Source organism: Azonexus sp. GW821-FHT04F04 (genome assembly GCF_059420025.1).
Genome location: NZ_JBWKSX010000001.1, coordinates 1 through 16,386, shown reverse-complemented (window position 1 = coordinate 16,386; position 16,386 = coordinate 1). Strand labels below are relative to the sequence as shown.

The 16,386-nt window shown below is 61.0% G+C and carries 17 protein-coding genes and 1 tRNA gene; 9 read left to right on the top strand and 9 right to left on the bottom strand.

Features of this window, described 5'->3' with window-relative positions; genetic code table 11:
• Position 1: 1 nt before the first annotated feature.
• From purU to thrH, 3 genes are read right to left on the bottom strand one after another with little or no spacing between them, the layout of a single operon-like run.
• A complete protein-coding gene (gene purU, locus AC07TV_RS00090; protein WP_494646360.1) occupies positions 2-865 on the bottom strand; it encodes a formyltetrahydrofolate deformylase in 864 nt (287 codons plus the stop codon).
• Positions 858-1,298, bottom strand: coding sequence for an oxidoreductase (locus tag AC07TV_RS00085; protein ID WP_494646359.1), 441 nt, complete (start codon positions 1,296-1,298; stop codon positions 858-860). Before AC07TV_RS00085 ends, purU begins: the two co-directional genes overlap by 8 nt.
• Before the next feature lie 17 nt (positions 1,299-1,315).
• The gene (gene thrH, locus AC07TV_RS00080) at positions 1,316-1,927 is read right to left on the bottom strand and encodes a bifunctional phosphoserine phosphatase/homoserine phosphotransferase ThrH (RefSeq protein ID WP_494646358.1); all 612 of its coding nucleotides are present in this window, start codon (positions 1,925-1,927) and stop codon (positions 1,316-1,318) included.
• Positions 1,928-2,363: 436 nt separating this feature from the next.
• Here thrH and AC07TV_RS00075 point away from each other — a divergent pair, with 436 nt between their 5' ends.
• Positions 2,364-2,678 carry an ElaB/YgaM/YqjD family protein gene (locus tag AC07TV_RS00075; protein WP_494646357.1) on the top strand — a complete coding sequence of 105 codons (315 nt, stop codon included), beginning with the start codon at positions 2,364-2,366 and terminating at the stop codon, positions 2,676-2,678.
• A 79-nt stretch (positions 2,679-2,757) separates the two neighbouring features.
• Here the strand turns inward: AC07TV_RS00075 and AC07TV_RS00070 are convergent, their stop codons facing one another.
• Positions 2,758-4,665 (bottom strand): ATP-binding cassette domain-containing protein, encoded by a 1,908-nt coding sequence (locus tag AC07TV_RS00070; protein ID WP_494646356.1) that lies wholly within the window; start codon positions 4,663-4,665, stop codon positions 2,758-2,760.
• Between the two features lie 168 nt (positions 4,666-4,833).
• Between AC07TV_RS00070 and AC07TV_RS00065 the strand changes: the two genes are divergently transcribed.
• Genes AC07TV_RS00065 through AC07TV_RS00055 form a run of 3 tightly spaced genes read left to right on the top strand, consistent with a single transcriptional unit; the run spans position 4,834 to position 7,840 of the window.
• On the top strand, positions 4,834-6,039 hold the full coding sequence (locus tag AC07TV_RS00065; RefSeq protein WP_494646355.1) for an HD-GYP domain-containing protein: 1,206 nt from the start codon (positions 4,834-4,836) through the stop codon (positions 6,037-6,039).
• Complete coding sequence (locus AC07TV_RS00060; protein WP_494646354.1) at positions 6,003-6,611, top strand: hypothetical protein; 609 nt, start codon at positions 6,003-6,005, stop codon at positions 6,609-6,611. Before AC07TV_RS00065 ends, AC07TV_RS00060 begins: the two co-directional genes overlap by 37 nt.
• A gap of 14 nt (positions 6,612-6,625) precedes the next feature.
• Positions 6,626-7,840: an HD-GYP domain-containing protein gene (locus tag AC07TV_RS00055; protein ID WP_494646353.1), complete on the top strand. Its 1,215-nt coding sequence runs from the start codon at positions 6,626-6,628 to the stop codon at positions 7,838-7,840.
• Here AC07TV_RS00055 and mutY read toward each other — a convergent pair.
• Positions 7,812-8,849, bottom strand: a complete 1,038-nt coding sequence (mutY, locus tag AC07TV_RS00050) for an A/G-specific adenine glycosylase (protein ID WP_494646352.1) — start codon at positions 8,847-8,849, stop codon at positions 7,812-7,814. The genes AC07TV_RS00055 and mutY overlap by 29 nt on opposite strands.
• Positions 8,850-8,923: 74 nt before the next feature.
• Between mutY and AC07TV_RS00045 the strand changes: the two genes are divergently transcribed.
• Complete coding sequence (locus AC07TV_RS00045) at positions 8,924-9,418, top strand: flavin reductase family protein (RefSeq protein WP_494646351.1); 495 nt, start codon at positions 8,924-8,926, stop codon at positions 9,416-9,418.
• A gap of 9 nt (positions 9,419-9,427) precedes the next feature.
• On the opposite strand, the gene AC07TV_RS00040 is transcribed toward AC07TV_RS00045, so the two are convergent.
• Both AC07TV_RS00040 and AC07TV_RS00035 read right to left on the bottom strand, forming a co-directional pair.
• Positions 9,428-10,558 (bottom strand): ATP-binding protein, encoded by a 1,131-nt coding sequence (locus tag AC07TV_RS00040; protein WP_494646350.1) that lies wholly within the window; start codon positions 10,556-10,558, stop codon positions 9,428-9,430.
• A 1-nt stretch (position 10,559) separates the two neighbouring features.
• A complete protein-coding gene (locus AC07TV_RS00035) occupies positions 10,560-11,243 on the bottom strand; it encodes a response regulator transcription factor (RefSeq protein WP_494646349.1) in 684 nt (227 codons plus the stop codon).
• A gap of 340 nt (positions 11,244-11,583) precedes the next feature.
• On the opposite strand from AC07TV_RS00035, the gene AC07TV_RS00030 reads away from it, so the two are divergent.
• The 4 genes from AC07TV_RS00030 to AC07TV_RS00015 all read left to right on the top strand — a co-directional run bounded on the left by AC07TV_RS00030 (position 11,584) and on the right by AC07TV_RS00015 (position 14,760).
• Positions 11,584-12,231: an EF-hand domain-containing protein gene (locus tag AC07TV_RS00030; protein WP_494646348.1), complete on the top strand. Its 648-nt coding sequence runs from the start codon at positions 11,584-11,586 to the stop codon at positions 12,229-12,231.
• Positions 12,232-12,306: 75 nt separating this feature from the next.
• Positions 12,307-12,380: transfer RNA gene (locus AC07TV_RS00025), tRNA-Gly, on the top strand.
• 638 nt (positions 12,381-13,018) lie between these two features.
• A complete protein-coding gene (locus AC07TV_RS00020; protein WP_494646347.1) occupies positions 13,019-13,651 on the top strand; it encodes a TetR/AcrR family transcriptional regulator in 633 nt (210 codons plus the stop codon).
• The gene (locus tag AC07TV_RS00015; RefSeq protein ID WP_494646346.1) at positions 13,648-14,760 is read left to right on the top strand and encodes a methyltransferase; all 1,113 of its coding nucleotides are present in this window, start codon (positions 13,648-13,650) and stop codon (positions 14,758-14,760) included. Before AC07TV_RS00020 ends, AC07TV_RS00015 begins: the two co-directional genes overlap by 4 nt.
• Before the next feature lie 70 nt (positions 14,761-14,830).
• Here the strand turns inward: AC07TV_RS00015 and AC07TV_RS00010 are convergent, their stop codons facing one another.
• The gene (locus AC07TV_RS00010) at positions 14,831-15,700 is read right to left on the bottom strand and encodes an AraC family transcriptional regulator (protein ID WP_494646345.1); all 870 of its coding nucleotides are present in this window, start codon (positions 15,698-15,700) and stop codon (positions 14,831-14,833) included.
• A gap of 85 nt (positions 15,701-15,785) precedes the next feature.
• Entirely contained in the window at positions 15,786-16,022 is a 237-nt protein-coding gene (locus tag AC07TV_RS00005; protein ID WP_494646344.1) for a hypothetical protein, read from the bottom strand.
• Between the last annotated feature and the right edge of the window lie 364 nt (positions 16,023-16,386).

Sequence of the window (16,386 nt, the reverse complement as noted above, 5' to 3'; positions counted from 1 at the left end):
CTTATCTGAAGACGACGGTCTTGTTGCCATGCACCAGCACCCGGTCTTCGAGGTGGTAGCGCAGGCCGCGGGCGAGCACGGTCTTCTCGATGTCCTTGCCGTAGCGCACCATGTCTTCCGGCGAATCAGAATGGTCGATGCGGATGACGTCCTGCTCGATGATCGGGCCGGCGTCGAGCTCGGCGGTGACGAAATGGCAGGTCGCGCCGATCAGTTTGACGCCGCGCGTGTAAGCCTGGTGGTAAGGCTTGGCGCCGGCGAAGCTGGGCAGGAAGCTGTGATGGATATTGATGATCTTGCCGGCCAGCGCCGCACACAGTTCCGGCGACAGCACCTGCATGTAGCGGGCGAGGACCATCGTGTCGCCGCGCACGTCGTCAAAAATGCGCTGGATTTCGGCGTAGGCGGCGGCCTTGTTGTCCGGTGTCACCGGCACGTGATGGAAGGGAATGCCGTGCCATTCGACGAAGCCACGGAAAGTGTCGTGGTTGGAAATGACGCACGGGATCTCGATGTCCAGTTCCTTGGCCTGCCAGCGGGCGAGCAGATCGTAGAGGCAATGCTCCTGCTTGGAAACCATGACGACGACGCGTTTTTTCACCGCGCTGTCGTTGATCTGCCAGGTCATGTCGAGCGGCTCGGCAACTTCGGTGCGGAAGCGTTCGCGGAACTCGGCAAGCAAGAAAGGCAGTGAATTGGCCTTGATCTCGATACGCATGAAATAGCGGCTGGTCAGCACGTCTGAATGGAAACTCGATTCGAGAATCCAGCCGCCATTGCCGGCAATGAAGCCGGAAACCCTGGCGATGATCCCGACCTGATCGGGACAGGAGGCGGAGAGCGTGTAGAAACGGTCGCTATGCATGCTGGTTAACTCCGGTCGCCGGTGGGCGAATTTTGGTCAGGATTTCACTGGGTTTGCCGTGCATGACCTCGAGCAGCTCGTGGCGGGCAACGCTGGCAGAAAGCCCGCGCTCGACCAGATAGGCCATCAGCTCGGCGAAGCGTCGGCGACGCGCCTCGCCTTTGGGCAAGGTATCGCGCCGGTCATTGAATGAATCCATCAACGTCGAGCCGCAGGGGCAGTTGCGGAACAGGTCGACAATGACTTCACCGTCGTCGCCCAGAGACTGTTTGAGCCCCTGGGCGCCGTTCGGCATGGCGTTGGTTTGCGCCACGTAGTCGGCCACGTCCGTGAAGCTGCGGCCGCAGCAACGGCAACGCTTGGGGAAAGTGGTTTCGACCAGGGCCTCGAGACCCCGAATCAATTCCGGATCGACGTTGTTGCTCGAAGCCATGGCGGTTCAGGGGTGCTTCAGGCAGCCCGGGCGAAGGCCTTGTCGATTTCAGTGCGCAGGTCGTCGTAATTGAGCACGACCGGATATTGCGGGAATTCGCGGATGACGTTCTCAGGCGGGTGGAACAGGATGCCGCCGTGGGCTTCGCCGAGCATTGCTGTGTCGTTGTACGAATCGCCGGCGGCGACGATCTTGAAATTCAGTTCCTTGAAGCGCTTGACTGCCTCGCGCTTCTGGTCAGGCATGCGCAGGTGGTAATCGACCAGCATGCCCGCGTCGTCGTCTTCCAGCGAATGGCAGAACAGCGTCGGCCAGCCGAGCTGGCGCATCAGCGGATGGGCGAATTCGTAGAAGGTATCGGACAGGATGACGACCTGGTAATCCTCGCGCAGCTTGTCGAGAAAAGCACGGGCGCCGGCCATCGGGCCCATTTCGGCGATCACCTTCTGGATGTCCGGCAGGCCGAGCTTGTGCTCGCGCAGGATGTTCAGGCGGTAGGTCATGAGCTTGTCGTAATCCGGCTCGTCGCGGGTCGTCCGCATCAGCTCGGGAATGCCCGTGCGCTTGGAGAATTCGATCCAGATTTCGGGGACAAGGACCCCTTCGAGGTCTAGGCAGACGATTTGCACGGTTTGGCTCCAGCGGCGAGTTCGGGAAAACCGCGATTTTACCCGATGCAGGCTTTGTTTTTGGGCGGTTTTTCCGGTTGACCGTGGGATAGGGCGTTGTCCTCCGCCGTGGGGTGGCGGCATGACTTTCTTTTGGCCAAACAAGAAAAAAATACATCTGCCAACATTGGCCAAGATCGAATATCCGGACTAGGATGAATGCGTGAATTAAGTAGTTTCCAGCCAATCCAGTCAGGAGAGAAGCTCATGGGCAGCAAAGACAAAAAGAAGGAATCAAAGGGTAAGAAACCGCAACCCAAACCGGCGATCCGCTAGGGCGAAAACATCAATTGGTAGGCTTGGGGCGTTGCTTGGTGCGTGTCGCGCCGTGCTGACGCCGGATTGCCTGTGCGCCAGGACCGCGGGTTTGGCTACTAATAATTTGCCGAGGTGAAATATGTCCAATGTGACTGATCTGAGCAACAGCCAGAAAATTGTTGCCGACATGAAAGCGGTTGTTTCCGATGCCGAAGATATTTTTCGCGAGACTGCCGGCGTTGCTGGCGACAAGATGGTCGACGTGCGTCAGCGCATCAGCGAGCGTCTGGGGGCTGCCAAGGTGCGGGTTGCGAATGCCGAGGCCGCTGTTCTGGAAAAGAGCAAGGCTGCTGCCGCGGCGACGGATGCCTGTATCCGGAAGAATCCGTGGCAATCGGTCGGGATCGCGGCCAGTATAGGTTTGGTGCTCGGCATGCTGATCGGGCGTCGATAGTCCAAGGCGGCCAGACGGAAGCATTGCCGAGCGGTGATGCTTCCGGAAACCCCGCAGGCCGGAGCAACTCCCGCTCGGCTCAATCGGCCGATGGCAAGGCCTCAAGCGCCTCATGCACTTCCAGCCAGCGCATTTCGGCTTCGTCGATCTGCTCGCCGAGCAGGCCGGCCTGCTTGTGCATTTCCTCGCTTTTCGCCCGGTCGACCGTGGCATAGAAGTCCGGGTCGGCGAATTGCGTATCCAGCGCCGCCTTTTCCTCATTCCACTTGGCCAGCTTGCGCTCCAGTTGCTCGATTTCCTTGACCAGCGGCCGGCGTAGGGCGAGCAAGGCCTGGCGATTGGCCTTGGCATCGGCGCGTAGTGCCAGGCGTTCCGATTTTTCGGCGGCGACATCCGCTTCCGGGGCTTTTTCGGCATTGCGCTGGGCGGCCAGCCAGGCCGCGTAGTCATCGAGGTCGCCTTCGAATTCGCTGACCTTGCCGTCGGCCACCAGCAGCAGTTCGTCGGCGCAGGTGCGCAGCAGATGGCGGTCGTGCGAGACGAAGACGACGCCGCCTTCGAAATCCTGCATGGCGAAGGTCAGGGCTTCGCGCATTTCGAGGTCGAGGTGGTTGGTCGGCTCGTCGAGCAGGAGCAGGTTGGGCTTGGTGCGAATGAGCAGGGCCAGGGCAAGGCGCGATTTTTCACCGCCCGAGAAGGGTTCGATGGCGCGCGTCGCCATGTCGCCACGGAAATCGAAGCCGCCGATGTAGTCGCGCAGTTCCTGTTCGGTGGCCGTCGGGTCGAGGCGGACGAGGTGTTGCAGCGGCGACTCGTCGGGGCGCAGTTGTTCGAGCTGGTGCTGGGCGAAGTAGCCGATGTTGAGCGCCTTGGCTTCCTTGCGCTCGCCGCCTTGCTGGGGAATTGAGTTGGCCAGCAGCTTGATCAGCGTCGATTTGCCGGCGCCATTGCGGCCGAGCAGACCGATGCGGCAGCCCGGGCGCAGGGTCAGCGTGACGTGGTCGATGATCTTGTGATCGGCGTAGCCGGCCGAGGCTCTTTCGATGGTCAGCAGCGGATCGGGCAGGGCGGTGGGCTGGCGGAAGGCAAAGTGGAAGGGCGAGTCGACGTGGGCGGCGGCGACCATTTCCATGCGTTCGAGCGTCTTGATCCGGCTTTGCGCCTGGCGGGCCTTGGTCGCCTTGGCCTTGAAGCGTTCGATGAAGCTCGACAGGTGGGCGATTTCGCGTTGCTGGGCTTCGTAGGACGACTGTTGCGTGGCGAGGCGGGCGGCGCGGGCGCGTTCGTAGTCGGAATAGCCGCCGCTGGTCAGGGTCAGGCGCTGGAGGTCGATGGCGATGATCTGGCCGACGACAGCATCGAGGAAGTCGCGGTCGTGCGAGATCAAAAGCAGCGTGGCCGGCGTGTTTTTGAGCCAGTTTTCGAGCCAGAAGACGGCGTCGAGGTCGAGGTGGTTGGTCGGCTCGTCGAGCAGCAGCAGATCGGCGCGGCACGACAGGGCGCGGGCGAGGTTGAGGCGGACGCGCCAGCCACCGGAGAATTCGGAAACAGAACGCTGAAAATCGGCATCGGTGAAGCCGAGGCCGTGCAGCACTTCGGCAACACGGGCTTTGGCCGAGTAGCCGCCAATGTCGGCGTAGCGGGCGTGCAGGTGGCCGATGGCGACGCCGTCGCCGCTGGCTTCGGCGTCGACCAGTTCGCGTTCGATGCGGCGCAGTTCGACGTCGCCGTCGAGGACGAAATCGATGGCCGCATCGGGCAGGGCCGGCGTTTCCTGGGCGACGCGGGCGATGTGCCAGCTGGCGGGGATTTCGACGTTGCCGGATTCGGCGTGCAGTTCGTTGGCGAGCAGCGCGAAGAGGCTGGATTTTCCGCAGCCGTTGGCGCCGACGACGCCGACTTTCCAGCCGGGGTGAATCTGGACGGAGGCGTCGATGACGAGGGGGCGGCCGGCGCGGGCGAAGGTGACTTGGCGTAAGGCGATCATGAGGGGGGTGATTATAGCGAGGCGGGGTCCGGAAACGGGTTTTTCAGCGTTTCAGCCGACTTCCACGGTCAACCGGAAAAATTGGCCAAAATTTGAAACATTACAAAGGCTTGCCGCGCTTTCCAGTCATTTTAGCTACGATTTGCGACAGCCTGCTAGAATCACTGAATGATCAAGCAGATCCGCACCGACCAGCTCAAGCCGGGCATGTTCATTCATGACCTCAATTGCGGCTGGCTCGATCATTCCTTCATGTCCAGCACATTCAAGGTGCGCGATCAGGCCACCGTGGACAAGATTCTCGAACTGGGCATCCGCGAGCTCTACATCGATACGGTGAAGGGGGCGGATGTTTGGGAGGCCCGGCCGCAAACCGAGGTCAATGCCGACCTCGAGCGCCGCCTGCAGGAAATCGCCCAAAAGCCCGTCGAAAAGCCGGTGGTCGCCGACTTGAAAAACGAAGCCGTCCGCGCCCGGCGTCTGCATGCCGAGGCCAACAAGGTCGTCCGGCAGGTGCTGGACGACATCCGTTTCGGCCAGAAAATCCAGATAGACCGCGTCGAACCGCTGATCGACAGCATGATGGAGTCGGTGTTCCGCAATCAGAATGCCTTGTTGCCACTGGCCCGCTTGAAGAAGCTCGACGACTACACATTCGAGCACTCGGTTGGCGTCAGCGCGCTGCTCATCGTTTTCGGCCGGGTCATGAAACTGCCCAAGGAAACCATCAAGGAGCTAGCCCTCGGTGGCCTGCTGCACGATATCGGCAAGATTCAGATACCTGATTCCATCATCGACAAACCGGGCAAGCTGACCGACGACGAATATCGGCTGATCCAGTCACATGTCAGCGCCGGCACCAAGCTGCTGGAAAACGCCCCCGGCATCAGCGATGTCGTACGCAAGGTAGTTGGTGAGCACCATGAGCGCATCGATGGCAGCGGTTACCCGAACCGGCTGGTCGGCGCGCAGATTTCCCTCTATGGGCAGATGGCAGCCATCGTCGATGTGTACGACGCGATCACCTCGGAAAAGGTCTACAACCACGGCATGCCTGCGACGCAGGCGCTCAAGAAACTCCTCGAATGGAGCAAACACCACTTCGATCCGCAACTGGTGCAGGCATTCATCCGCGCCGTCGGCATTTATCCGACCGGTTCGCTGGTCCGGCTGGAAAGCAACCGCATGGGCGTTGTCATCGAGCAGAATGATGGCAAGCTGCTCGAACCCGTGGTTCGCGTTTTTTACCATGCCGGCCAGCAGCACTATGTTCCACCCGAGATCGTCGATCTCGCCAAGATGCAGGATCGCGTCGCCAGTATTGAGAGTTACGAAAAATGGAAAATCGATCCCTATCAGTGGTTGCCGGCCTGATCGTCCTGCTTGCCCTGCCGTTTGCCACGCTCGCCGCCGAGGGCGAAGTCAGCGCCGATCAGCAGGCTGCCTGGCAGATGCGCCTCGACAAGGCCGCGGCGCTGCAGGCCGAGAGCAAGGCGCGCCAGGACGAAGCTGACGAATTGCTGACCAAGAGAAATGCCGAATGCGCGACCAAATTCCTGATCAACGACTGCCGCAACGCCGCCGCCCGGGAACACCTGAAAACAACGCGCGAGGCACGCCGTCTGGGGATTGACGGCAGGGCCATCGAGCGCGAAGTGAAGCGCGAGCAGTTGAGCGACCGGAACAGGGTGCAGGCCGAAGAGGCGCCGCGGCGCGCTGCCGACCTCGAACTGCGTCAGGCCGAGTCGATGAACGCCCGCCAGGCGGCCGAGGACAAGATGGCCGCAACCCGCGCCGCCAAGGCCGCCAAGGCGGCCGAAGGTGAAAAACGCAAGATCGCCGAGGCGGAAAAGCAGCGCAAAAAACAAGCGGACCACGACGCTCGCGTTGCCGAAAAAAAGCGTGAAGCCGAGCAGCGTGCCGCTCAGGCCGCCGAGAAAAAATAAGCGAAACTGCCGGCATGATCCGCAAGATAACCATCGACCAGTTGCTGCCCGGCATGTATGTCGTGGACCTGCACAAGCGCTGGTTCGACCATTCCCTGTGGCAATCGAAATTCAAGGTGCGCGACGATGCGCATGTTTCGAAGATCAGGGAAGAAGGCATCAGCGAAGTCAGCATCGATACCGACAAGGGGGCGGACCTGCCGCCGACGCCGATTGCGCGCATCAACCAGATCGAACAGAAGCTCAAGTCGCTGGCCGAAATACGCGCCGCCAAGCCGCCCACGGTGTCGCTCGGCGAGGAACGGCGCCGGGCCGGCCGGCTGCTCAATGAAGCCAGCAATACAGTGAGCGGGCTGATGCTCGCCGCCAAGGCCGGCAGCAAGGTCGATGCCGCTCATCTCGAACCGGTCGTCAGCAAGATGATCGCCTCGGTCATCCGCAATCCCGATGCCCTCGTGCCGCTGGCCCGCCTCAAGCGGCTCGATGCCTATGCCACCGAACACGCCGTGGCGACGGCGGCGCTGATCATCGCCTTCGGCCGGCATCAGGGCCTGCCCGAGCCGGAAATCGAAAAACTGGCGCTCGGCACCATGGTCAAGGACATCGGCCACGCCTCGCTCGATGCTCGGCTCACCGCCAAGCAGGGCATGTTGTCCAAGGCCGAATACTCAATTGTCCAGAGCCATGTCGAGGAAGGGTTGGCCGTGCTCGATGCCACCTCAAGGCTGTCCGAAACCTCGGTCGCCGTCGTCCTCGAACACCACGAGCGCTACAACGGCTGTGGCTACCCGTACCGGATGGCCGGCGACGAAATTTCCCTGGCCGGCCGCATGGCTGCCATCGTCGACACCTACGATGCGATGACCTCCGATCGCCCCTACCGGGCCGCCATGTCGCCGTCGCACACATTGCGCCAGCTCTACGACGAGGCCGGCTTCCAATACGATCCGACGCTCGTTGCCGCCTTCGTCAAGACCGTCGGCATCTACCCGGTCGGCACGCTGGTCCTGCTCGAAAGCGGGCATCTGGCGGTAGTGGAGCAGCTCCATTCCGACAACATGCTGACTCCTGTCGTCCGCGTCATTTATCACACCGGCCGTCAGCAATATGTCACCACGCCGGTCGATGTCGACCTCTCCCGCAAGATCGGCAACCACTACGGCCAGATCGTCCGGGCCGAAAACTTCGAGCGCTGGGGCATCAGTCCCTTGCGCTGGCAACCTGCCTGATCAGCTTCTTGATCGGCGCCGGCACACCGGCATCGGCCGCGCGCCCAATTTCAACCCATTCCAGCCCCGGCTCGGTCGCCTGAAACCGGGCGTCGATCCGGCACAGCACCGGCTCCAGCGTCAGCCGGAAATGCGTGAAGACATGTTTGAACGGTGGCAACTTCGTCATCTCGCCGAGCGTCATCCCGAAGCGGGCCGCCACCGCCGTCGGCTCGCCTTCCGGCGGCACCAGCAAGCCGCCCCACAAGCCGGAGGGCGGACGCCGTTCGAGCAGCAGGCGCTGGCCGTCGGTGAGCAGAACAAAAGTCGAGGTGCGTTCCGGTACCGCCGCCCGCGGTTTGGCTTCCGGCAATTCGCCCTGCCGGCCATCACGTTTGGCGACGCACTCGGCTGCCACCGGGCAATCGCCACAGCGCGGCCGACTGCGCGTGCACAGCGTGGCGCCAAGGTCCATCAGCCCCTGCGTGTAAACCTCGATGTCGTTCTCCGGCAGCAGGCTTTCGGCCAGCAGCCACAGGCGGTCATGCACGGCCTTGGCGCCGGGGAAGCCGTCGACGCCGAATTGCCGGCACAGCACGCGCTTGACGTTGCCGTCGAGAATCGCCGCCCGGCGTCCGAAGGCGAAGGCGGCGATGGCTGCTGCGGTCGACCGGCCGATACCGGGCAATTCCTCCAGCTGCGCCTCGGTTTCGGGGAATTTTCCGGCGTGGACCGTGGCAATCTGCTGGGCGCAGCGGTGCAGGTTGCGGGCCCGGGCGTAATAGCCGAGGCCGGCCCAATGCTCGATGACCAGATCGATCGGCGCCGCGGCAAGCGCCAGCACATCGGGAAAACTGGCCAGAAAGCGCGCGTAATAGGGGATCACCGTGCTGACCTGCGTCTGCTGCAGCATGATCTCGGAAAGCCAGATGCGGTAGGGGTCTTGCGTCTTCTGCCAGGGCAGGTCATGGCGGCCGGCGGTCTTCTGCCAGGCGATCAGGTGTGCGGTAAAACGGTTCTGGGCGGCCAAATTCTGCCTCGACGCGGGCTGCGGGAGCACGGATAATACGGCCTCTTTTTCTTCCGGCATATCCGTCAGCTCCGATGACCCAACCGCAAAACGACAGCCGCGCCCTGCGCAACGCCCTGGGCCGCTATGCCACCGGCGTCACCATCGTCACGGCCATCGACCCGGACGGCCATCCCATCGGCCTGACCGTCAATTCATTTGCTGCTGTCTCACTCGATCCGGCGCTCGTCCTCTGGTGCCTCGACAACAAGTCGCACAACCTCGAAGCCTTCCGCAAGGCCACGCACCACGCCATCAATGTGCTGGCTGCCGACCAGCAGGATCTGTCGAATCGCTTCGCCACCTGGCCGGCCGACCGCTTTGCCGGCCTGCCGTGGCACGCCGGAGCCGGTGGTGCCCCGCTTTTTCCGGGATGCTGCGCGACCTTTGAGATGGCCAAGGTCACCGAACACGCGGCCGGCGATCACACCATTTTCGTCGGCAGCGTCGAACGCTTCAGCGAAACGCCAGACCTCGCGCCGCTGCTGTTCCACGCCGGCCGCTATCGGGAATTGTCCGAACTCGCCTGAGTTCCCGCCTCAATTTGCCGCCGGCAGAACGATCTCGATGAGCAGGCCGGGGCTGCCGTCCTCTTTCATTTTTGCGGCAATTTTCCCGTTGACCGTGGAAAGCACCTGCCGGGCAATCGCCAACCCCAAACCATAGCCGTCGCCTGTCGCCAGATTCCGTCCGCGATAGAACGGCGTGAAAATCGCCTCCAGTTCGGCTTCCGGCACACCGCTGCCCTGATCGGCGATGTGCAGGTGGATCAAGCCGTCAGCTTCCAGTCTCGCCCCGATCTGCAGGCTTGTTCCGGCCGGCGAAAAGCGCAGCCCGTTGCGCACCACGTTCTCGATGGCCCGGTGCAACAACTCCGGATTGGCCTGCACGAAAAGCCCCGGCGACGCCGCGAAGTCGACGCCAACCTGCTCGGCCACGCCCTCAAAGCGCGCATCCTCGACGATCCCGGCCAGCAACTCGCCCAGATCAAGCTTTTCCAGCGGGCCTGAAACGCCCGCCTCCAGGCGGGACAGCGTCAGCAACTCGCCGATCAGCCCGTTCATGCGTTCGCCCTCGCGCTCGATGCGTGCCAGCGAATCCTCAACCCGCCCCGGCTGCTGGCGGGCCAGGCCAATCGCCGCCTGCAGGCGGGCCAGTGGCGAGCGCATTTCGTGCGAAACATCGTGCAGCAGGCGTTTCTGGGCCGCCATCAAGGCCTGCAGGCGCTCGGCCATGCGGTCGAAATCCTGGCCCAGATCGGCCAGTTCATCGCGCCGGCCGCCCATGGCGCCGCCCACCCGGGTATCGAGATCACCCTCGGCCGCCGTGGCGAAGGCATTTCGCAGGTGGCGAATCGGCTTGGCGAAATACCAGGCCACGCCAGCCGCACAGAGCAGGCTGGCGATCAGGGCAGCGATCATGGGAAATATCGGCAGCGGGCCGCCCGGTCGTTTGTCGCCGGGGGGTGGCGGGCGGTGGGGCGGTCCGCCTCGATCGAACTCCATCGGCGGCGGCCGGTGCGCCTCAAAATCAGGCGGCGGGGGACGTGGGCGATCAGCCCGCATCGACGACTGCTCGCGCTCCAGCCAGAAAAAAGTGCCAGTGCCGATCACGGCGGCCACCTGACCGAGCCAGATGAACAGAAAGAACTTCCAGAACAGGCGCCCCATCTCAGGACCGGATCAACTGGTAGCCCTGCCGATAAACCGTCTGGATGCACGAGCGCCCATCGGCCAGTGTGCCCAGCTTGTGGCGGATGCTCGACAGATGGACGTCGATGCTCCGGTCAAAACGGACCAGCGCCCGGCCCAGCGCCTGCTCCGACAGATCGCCCTTGCTCACCGGCCGCCCGGCGTTGCGGGCCAGCACTTCAAGCAAATTGAACTCGGTGCTGGTCAGGTCCACAGCGACGCCAGCCCATTCGGCCAGTCGCTGTTCCGGCCGAATGCACAGCTCGCCAACCACCAGCGGGGCGCTGCTCGGCTCGGCCGATGGCGCCGCACGACGCAGGATGGCCCGCAGGCGGGCGGCCAGCTCGCGCGGCTGGCAGGGCTTGGGGACATAATCGTCGGCGCCCAGCTCAAGGCCGACGATGCGATCCATGTCGTCACCCTTGGCCGTCAGCATGAGCACCGGCATCGCGCTGACTGCCCGAATCCGGCGCAAGACCTCGACACCGGAAAGGCCCGGCATCATCACATCAAGCACGGCAATGGCGTACTGCCCCGAGAGCGCCGCCTCGGCACCGCTCAGGCCGTCGTGCAACGTGGTCACCACAAAGCCGTCCTGGGCCAGATAGTCGCCCAGCATCTCGGCCAGTTCAACGTCGTCGTCCACCAGCAAAACTGCCGCCATTGCCTATTCACCCACAAAATTATCCAGTTGAATCATAGCCAAGGCCGGCGACTGGGAGCGCTTGATTTACAGAGATTTACCTCATTCCCGATTGCTCCGGTCGGGTAACGATCGGCAAATATTGCCGGCGAGCGGTTTTTGCCGCCAATTGCCCAAAAAATCCGGTTTTTGCCGGTTTTTCCCCAACAAAACGCCACGAATACAGTTTTTCTTAACATTCTTTTACCCGGATTAACCCAAAGCGCCGTCAAAACACCCCGGTTCGGGCCGATAACTTGCACAAGGAAAGCTACTTGGCCAAAGGCCAGGCATCTCGTCAATTTCATCCAAGGAGCGAATCATGTTGAGCGGAATCAACCAGGCATCTCAAATGGCAAGCATGCTGTTCTCAAAACTGGACACCAAGAGCCAGGGCTATCTCGAAAAAAGCGATCTGGCCGCAGCCTTCAGCCAGATCACCACCAACGCCAGTCAAAGCACCAGCAGCACGAGCGCCGAAGACGTCTTCACTGCGCTCGATAGCAACAGCGACGGCAAGGTCACCAAAGACGAATTCGCCACCGTTCTCGCCAAACTGCAGGAATCTGTCAGCAGCCAGTTCGGCGGCCCGATGCAAGGCCCCGGCGGCATGCCACCCCCGCCGCCAGCCGACGACGCCGGCTTCACCAAGGAAGAACTGACCAGCCAGCTCGAATCGGTCGACAGCAGCGATACGAAACGAACCGAGCTGATCAACAAGATCGTCGAGAATTTTGAAGCAGCGGACACCGATAGCGACGGCAAGGTCAGCTTCAAGGAGGCCATGGCCTACGACAAATCAACCGAGTCGACCTCAGCCTCCGATACCGGCACAGCCACCGCGACGACCACGGCAAACAACAGCGATGCCGAGGTGATGATGAAAATCATGCAACTGATGCACGCCTACGGCACCGGCCAGGATCAGGAAAACAGCGGAACTGCCACGCTGCTCTCAGTGACCGCCTAAACAAGCGGGCCGACCCCGCACAGGAACATTGAACCGGCCGCCTTCTGCGCTTAGAATGGCGGCCTGCTGTCCTGAGCGGGCGTCGTATAATGGTAATACCCTAGCTTCCCAAGCTAGAGCCGTGGGTTCGATTCCCATCGCCCGCTCCACATAGAATTCAGGCAGGTCGTTGATCTGCTGTGCTCTTAACCATTAATTGGCGTGTTAGCCACTTATTGGTTGAAACTGAAATACGCCATAAATTGCTTTAAGTTTTTTTGACCTGCTGAGATTGGCACCCTAATTTGCAGTGAATGCAAAATTATTGTTTCTTCACAATGTTCAGCAATTTCGTCACTAAGCCAACAAAAGATAGCCCACAGAAAAACTGGTGGGCTTTTTTATAGACCGTTCTTCGGCCAGAGCTGACGGTGAAGCTGCATTTCATGAACGACCGCTGAACAGCAGCAGCGGAAATTCGAGCTACCTCCCTACACCACTCCGTTTGCCATTATCCCCAGTGGGTCAGCTATTCGGCATAGTAACCAATCGTCTGATCCAGATTACGCAAACCTCGAGATACCGCGTTTAGCGTGTCGACGATACCTATTAGCCCTGAACGCCGATCAATAGCAAATGCCTACTCACGATATTGTCTTGCAGCAACGCCCGGCTTCGGTCATTTCCTTCGCACTGGCCGATCCCCCTGACAAACCAATCATTTCCCCATAATTGATTGACGATAATCCTACCGATTGGACTTGGACGGCTGCTAACCTGACCATCATCAAAACCAGTCGAGCCGATCGTGGAAACATCCAACGCTAACGCCCCCCTTCGCAGCCGCCTGATCCAAGCAGCACTGGATTGCTTCCTCGCCGACGATTATCACAAGGTCAGCACCCGCCGCATTGCCGAATGCGCCGGCGCCAATGTGTCGATGATCCGCTACTACTTCGGCAGCAAGGAAGGGCTCTACGAGGAGATGATCCGCGAGACCCTGAGCCCGCTGCTCGACGTCCTCGATGGGCAGCTACTCGCCTCGACGGCCGGTTTCGCGGACTTCCTCGGACTGTATTACCGGACCATGTCGGCCCGCCCGGAATTCCCCAAGCTGATTCTCAAGGTGCTAGCACTCCGCCACGGGCCGGGCCGCCGTTTCATCCAACAGCTACTTGAGCGCGGACGCACCCGCGGCGCAGGCAAGGTCGCCGAGTTAAAGACGCACGGGCAGATCGCAGCGGTCATCGATCCAGACATCCTGCGCCTGGCCTTTGTCAGCCTGGCCATGACACCCATGCTGCTCAAGGAAATCTTCGAGGAACAGATGGACCGTCCCATGGACGAGGCCTTTCTGCATAACCTGGCAGCGTTCAACGGCCATCTGTTCGCCGCCGGCCTGGCGCCGTCTGTCTCTGGCAAGGAAGGAGAAAAACAATGACGCTGCAAATGAATACCGGCGCGGTACGCCGATTCGCCAAGGCCATGAAATTCGGCGCCTGGTTGCAGTCGATTCCCGGCAAACTGATGCCTGCGCCTTTCCGGCTCGTCCAGATCGGTTCTGCCTACTGGCAATCGCGGGCGCTCTTCGTGGCAGCGCGACTCGATGTTGCCACGCATCTTGGGGAAGAGTGCCTGAGCGCAGCTGAACTCGCCGGGCGCCTTGGTGCAAGTGGCGATGCGCTCGGACGCCTGATGCGCCTGCTCGCAGCAATTGGCGTATTCGAAGAAACGGCACCCATGGTTTTCCGCAACAACAAGCTCTCCCATTACCTGCACAGTGACGATCCGCACAGCGTTCGCGCCATGATCCTGCTGCACAACTCCGAAACCATGAGCCGCCCCTGGTTCGAGCAACTTGAAGCCGGCATCCGCAGCGGCACGCCGCCCTTCCTGCTCGCCCATGGGGAGGAACTGTTCGATTATCTCGACCATCATGCCGATTTCGACCGGCTTTTCTCGGGCGCTATGGATAGCGTCGAAAGCCTGGCCGGCAACGGGTTTGCCACCGATATGGACTGGGACCGGTTTGACAGGCTGATCGACCTAGGCGGCTCGCGAGGCAGCAAGGCACTGGCCATCGTGCAACGCCATCCCGGACTGTCCGCGCTGGTGGTGGACCGCCCGCAGGTCGTCGAGGAAGCCCAACGCTACTGGGCCAACCACCCGGCACAAGGAGTCGAGCGCCTGCATTTTGAGGCCGGAGACCTGCTCGATAGCATTCCCGCCGCCACTGGTCCGCGGGATATCTATCTACTTTCGGCCGTCCTGCATGCCTTCGACGATGCGACCTGCGTGCGGCTCATGCGCCAGCTCCGTGCCGCCATGGGCGACAGTGGCGCCCGCGCGGCAGTGCTGGAAATGGTCGTACCGGAAACCGGCGCTGATGTCGCCAGCGCATCATTCGACATGCAGATGTTCGTCGGGAGCCGAGGGCGAGAACGGACGCTCAGTGAATGGAAATCGCTCATTCAGGCCGGCGGGCTGGCGCTCGAAGAAGTCGTTGGGCTGCGCTCGCTCGGCAGCATTCTGGTCCTGCGCCCTACCTGAACAATCGGCAGCTTCCAGAAATTGGCATGACGTCTCGTTGCACGCCCGTTTCGCGGAAGCTGCCATGGATCTACGACTTCAGAGGCAGGTAGATATCGGTCACCAGTTCATGCTCAGGTGTTTCCGGCATCAAGTTGAGGTAATGGAAATAGAGCGGAAAATCACGCAGCTCCTCTCCACTCTCCGGTAACCAGCTGCGGTAGAGCGGGTAGATACTCTCGCCAATCCTTGTGTGGGAGCCGTTATGCCGCACCCGCGCGCAACGGCCGCCGGGAATGTATTTCGTGATCACGCCCTGCGGGTTGGCCGGCACCTCGTCATGCACTTCTCCGCAGATATCGAACCGGAAGTCTGCAGGTTCGCAGGTGTCCGGGTTGTCGTAGACAATGCCGAAGGACCGGCTGCTGTTCTTTGGCGAAAGACCGCTCGCCTTTCGCCAGTCAATGAATTGGCCGACAGAGTCATTGACCCTTTCGGTCGGGCCGCGATGCTCCATGACGGCGACACGGGTGGTATTAAAATCGACGATCTCGACTTGCACGGTTTGTTTCCTTTCCGGGATACGGAAGCGATAGCGGTCATGCCAGGATTCCCAGTCCGGTTGCCGCCTGAATGCGGAGGGCGACTGGCCAAAAGTGTTCCTGAAAGCACGCGTAAACGATTCCGGGTTTTCGAAGCCGGCATCCAGGGCGATGTCGATGATTTTGTCCTGGCGACTGAAAGCGAGCCGATAACTGGCCTGCCGCAGACGCAGCAACTGGATATAACGACCGACGCTGGTGCCGACGTATTCGGCAAATTGCCGATGGAAGTGAAACTTGGAGAAATTGGCGACCTGGCTCAGAAGGTCCGTGCTCAGCGTTTCGCCCAGGTTGGACTCGATATGGTCGAGCACTTTCGCGAAGCGCCTTGCGTATTTTTCAGCCTGTGTGTTGCTCATCTTTCATCCTCGGTTCACAGCGCACACTATGCGCGGGACGCGCCGACAAATCCTGACCGCAATTGCTCTATCTACCGGCGAATCTTCAATGGGCAGGAAGCAGTTGCCCGAGTTTGTCCAGGATGATGGTTTCCTGTTGCTTGACGACAGCGTTTGGCTCCGCTTCCGCCCGATGCAGTAGCAGGCCTATGCTGGGCAGTTCCGGCATGCCTGACAAAATCTGCAGATTGCCCGGCAGACCGGCCGGGTCAGGCATCGTGATGCCGAACCCAGCCCCCACTGCTGCCAGTATTCCGCTCAGGCTGGCGCTGGTATCGGCCATGAGCGGACGGTCGCCTGTTTTTATCTGCAGCCATTTGATTGACTGGTTATCGCTGATACCCGCCGCAACGCCTACACGATAAACTCTGATACATCAGTTCCTTAAGTATCGCTCAGTGCATAACAAAAATTGAAGGAATAGCCAATATGGGTTATGCCAATGATGCTTGAACTTGGGCTGAAAATATCTTCGGCTGGCGGACTCAACAAGCCACGGAAACCCGTCTTGGCCTTAAGCTTGCGTTAAGATTAGTTGACTATATTGGTTGGGTATTGCGCCCATGAAATAGGAGACCCGATGAAAACCATATTCGCTGTAGTTCTGACTGCCATTGCGCTTGGAGCTTCGCCCAATATCCTCGCAG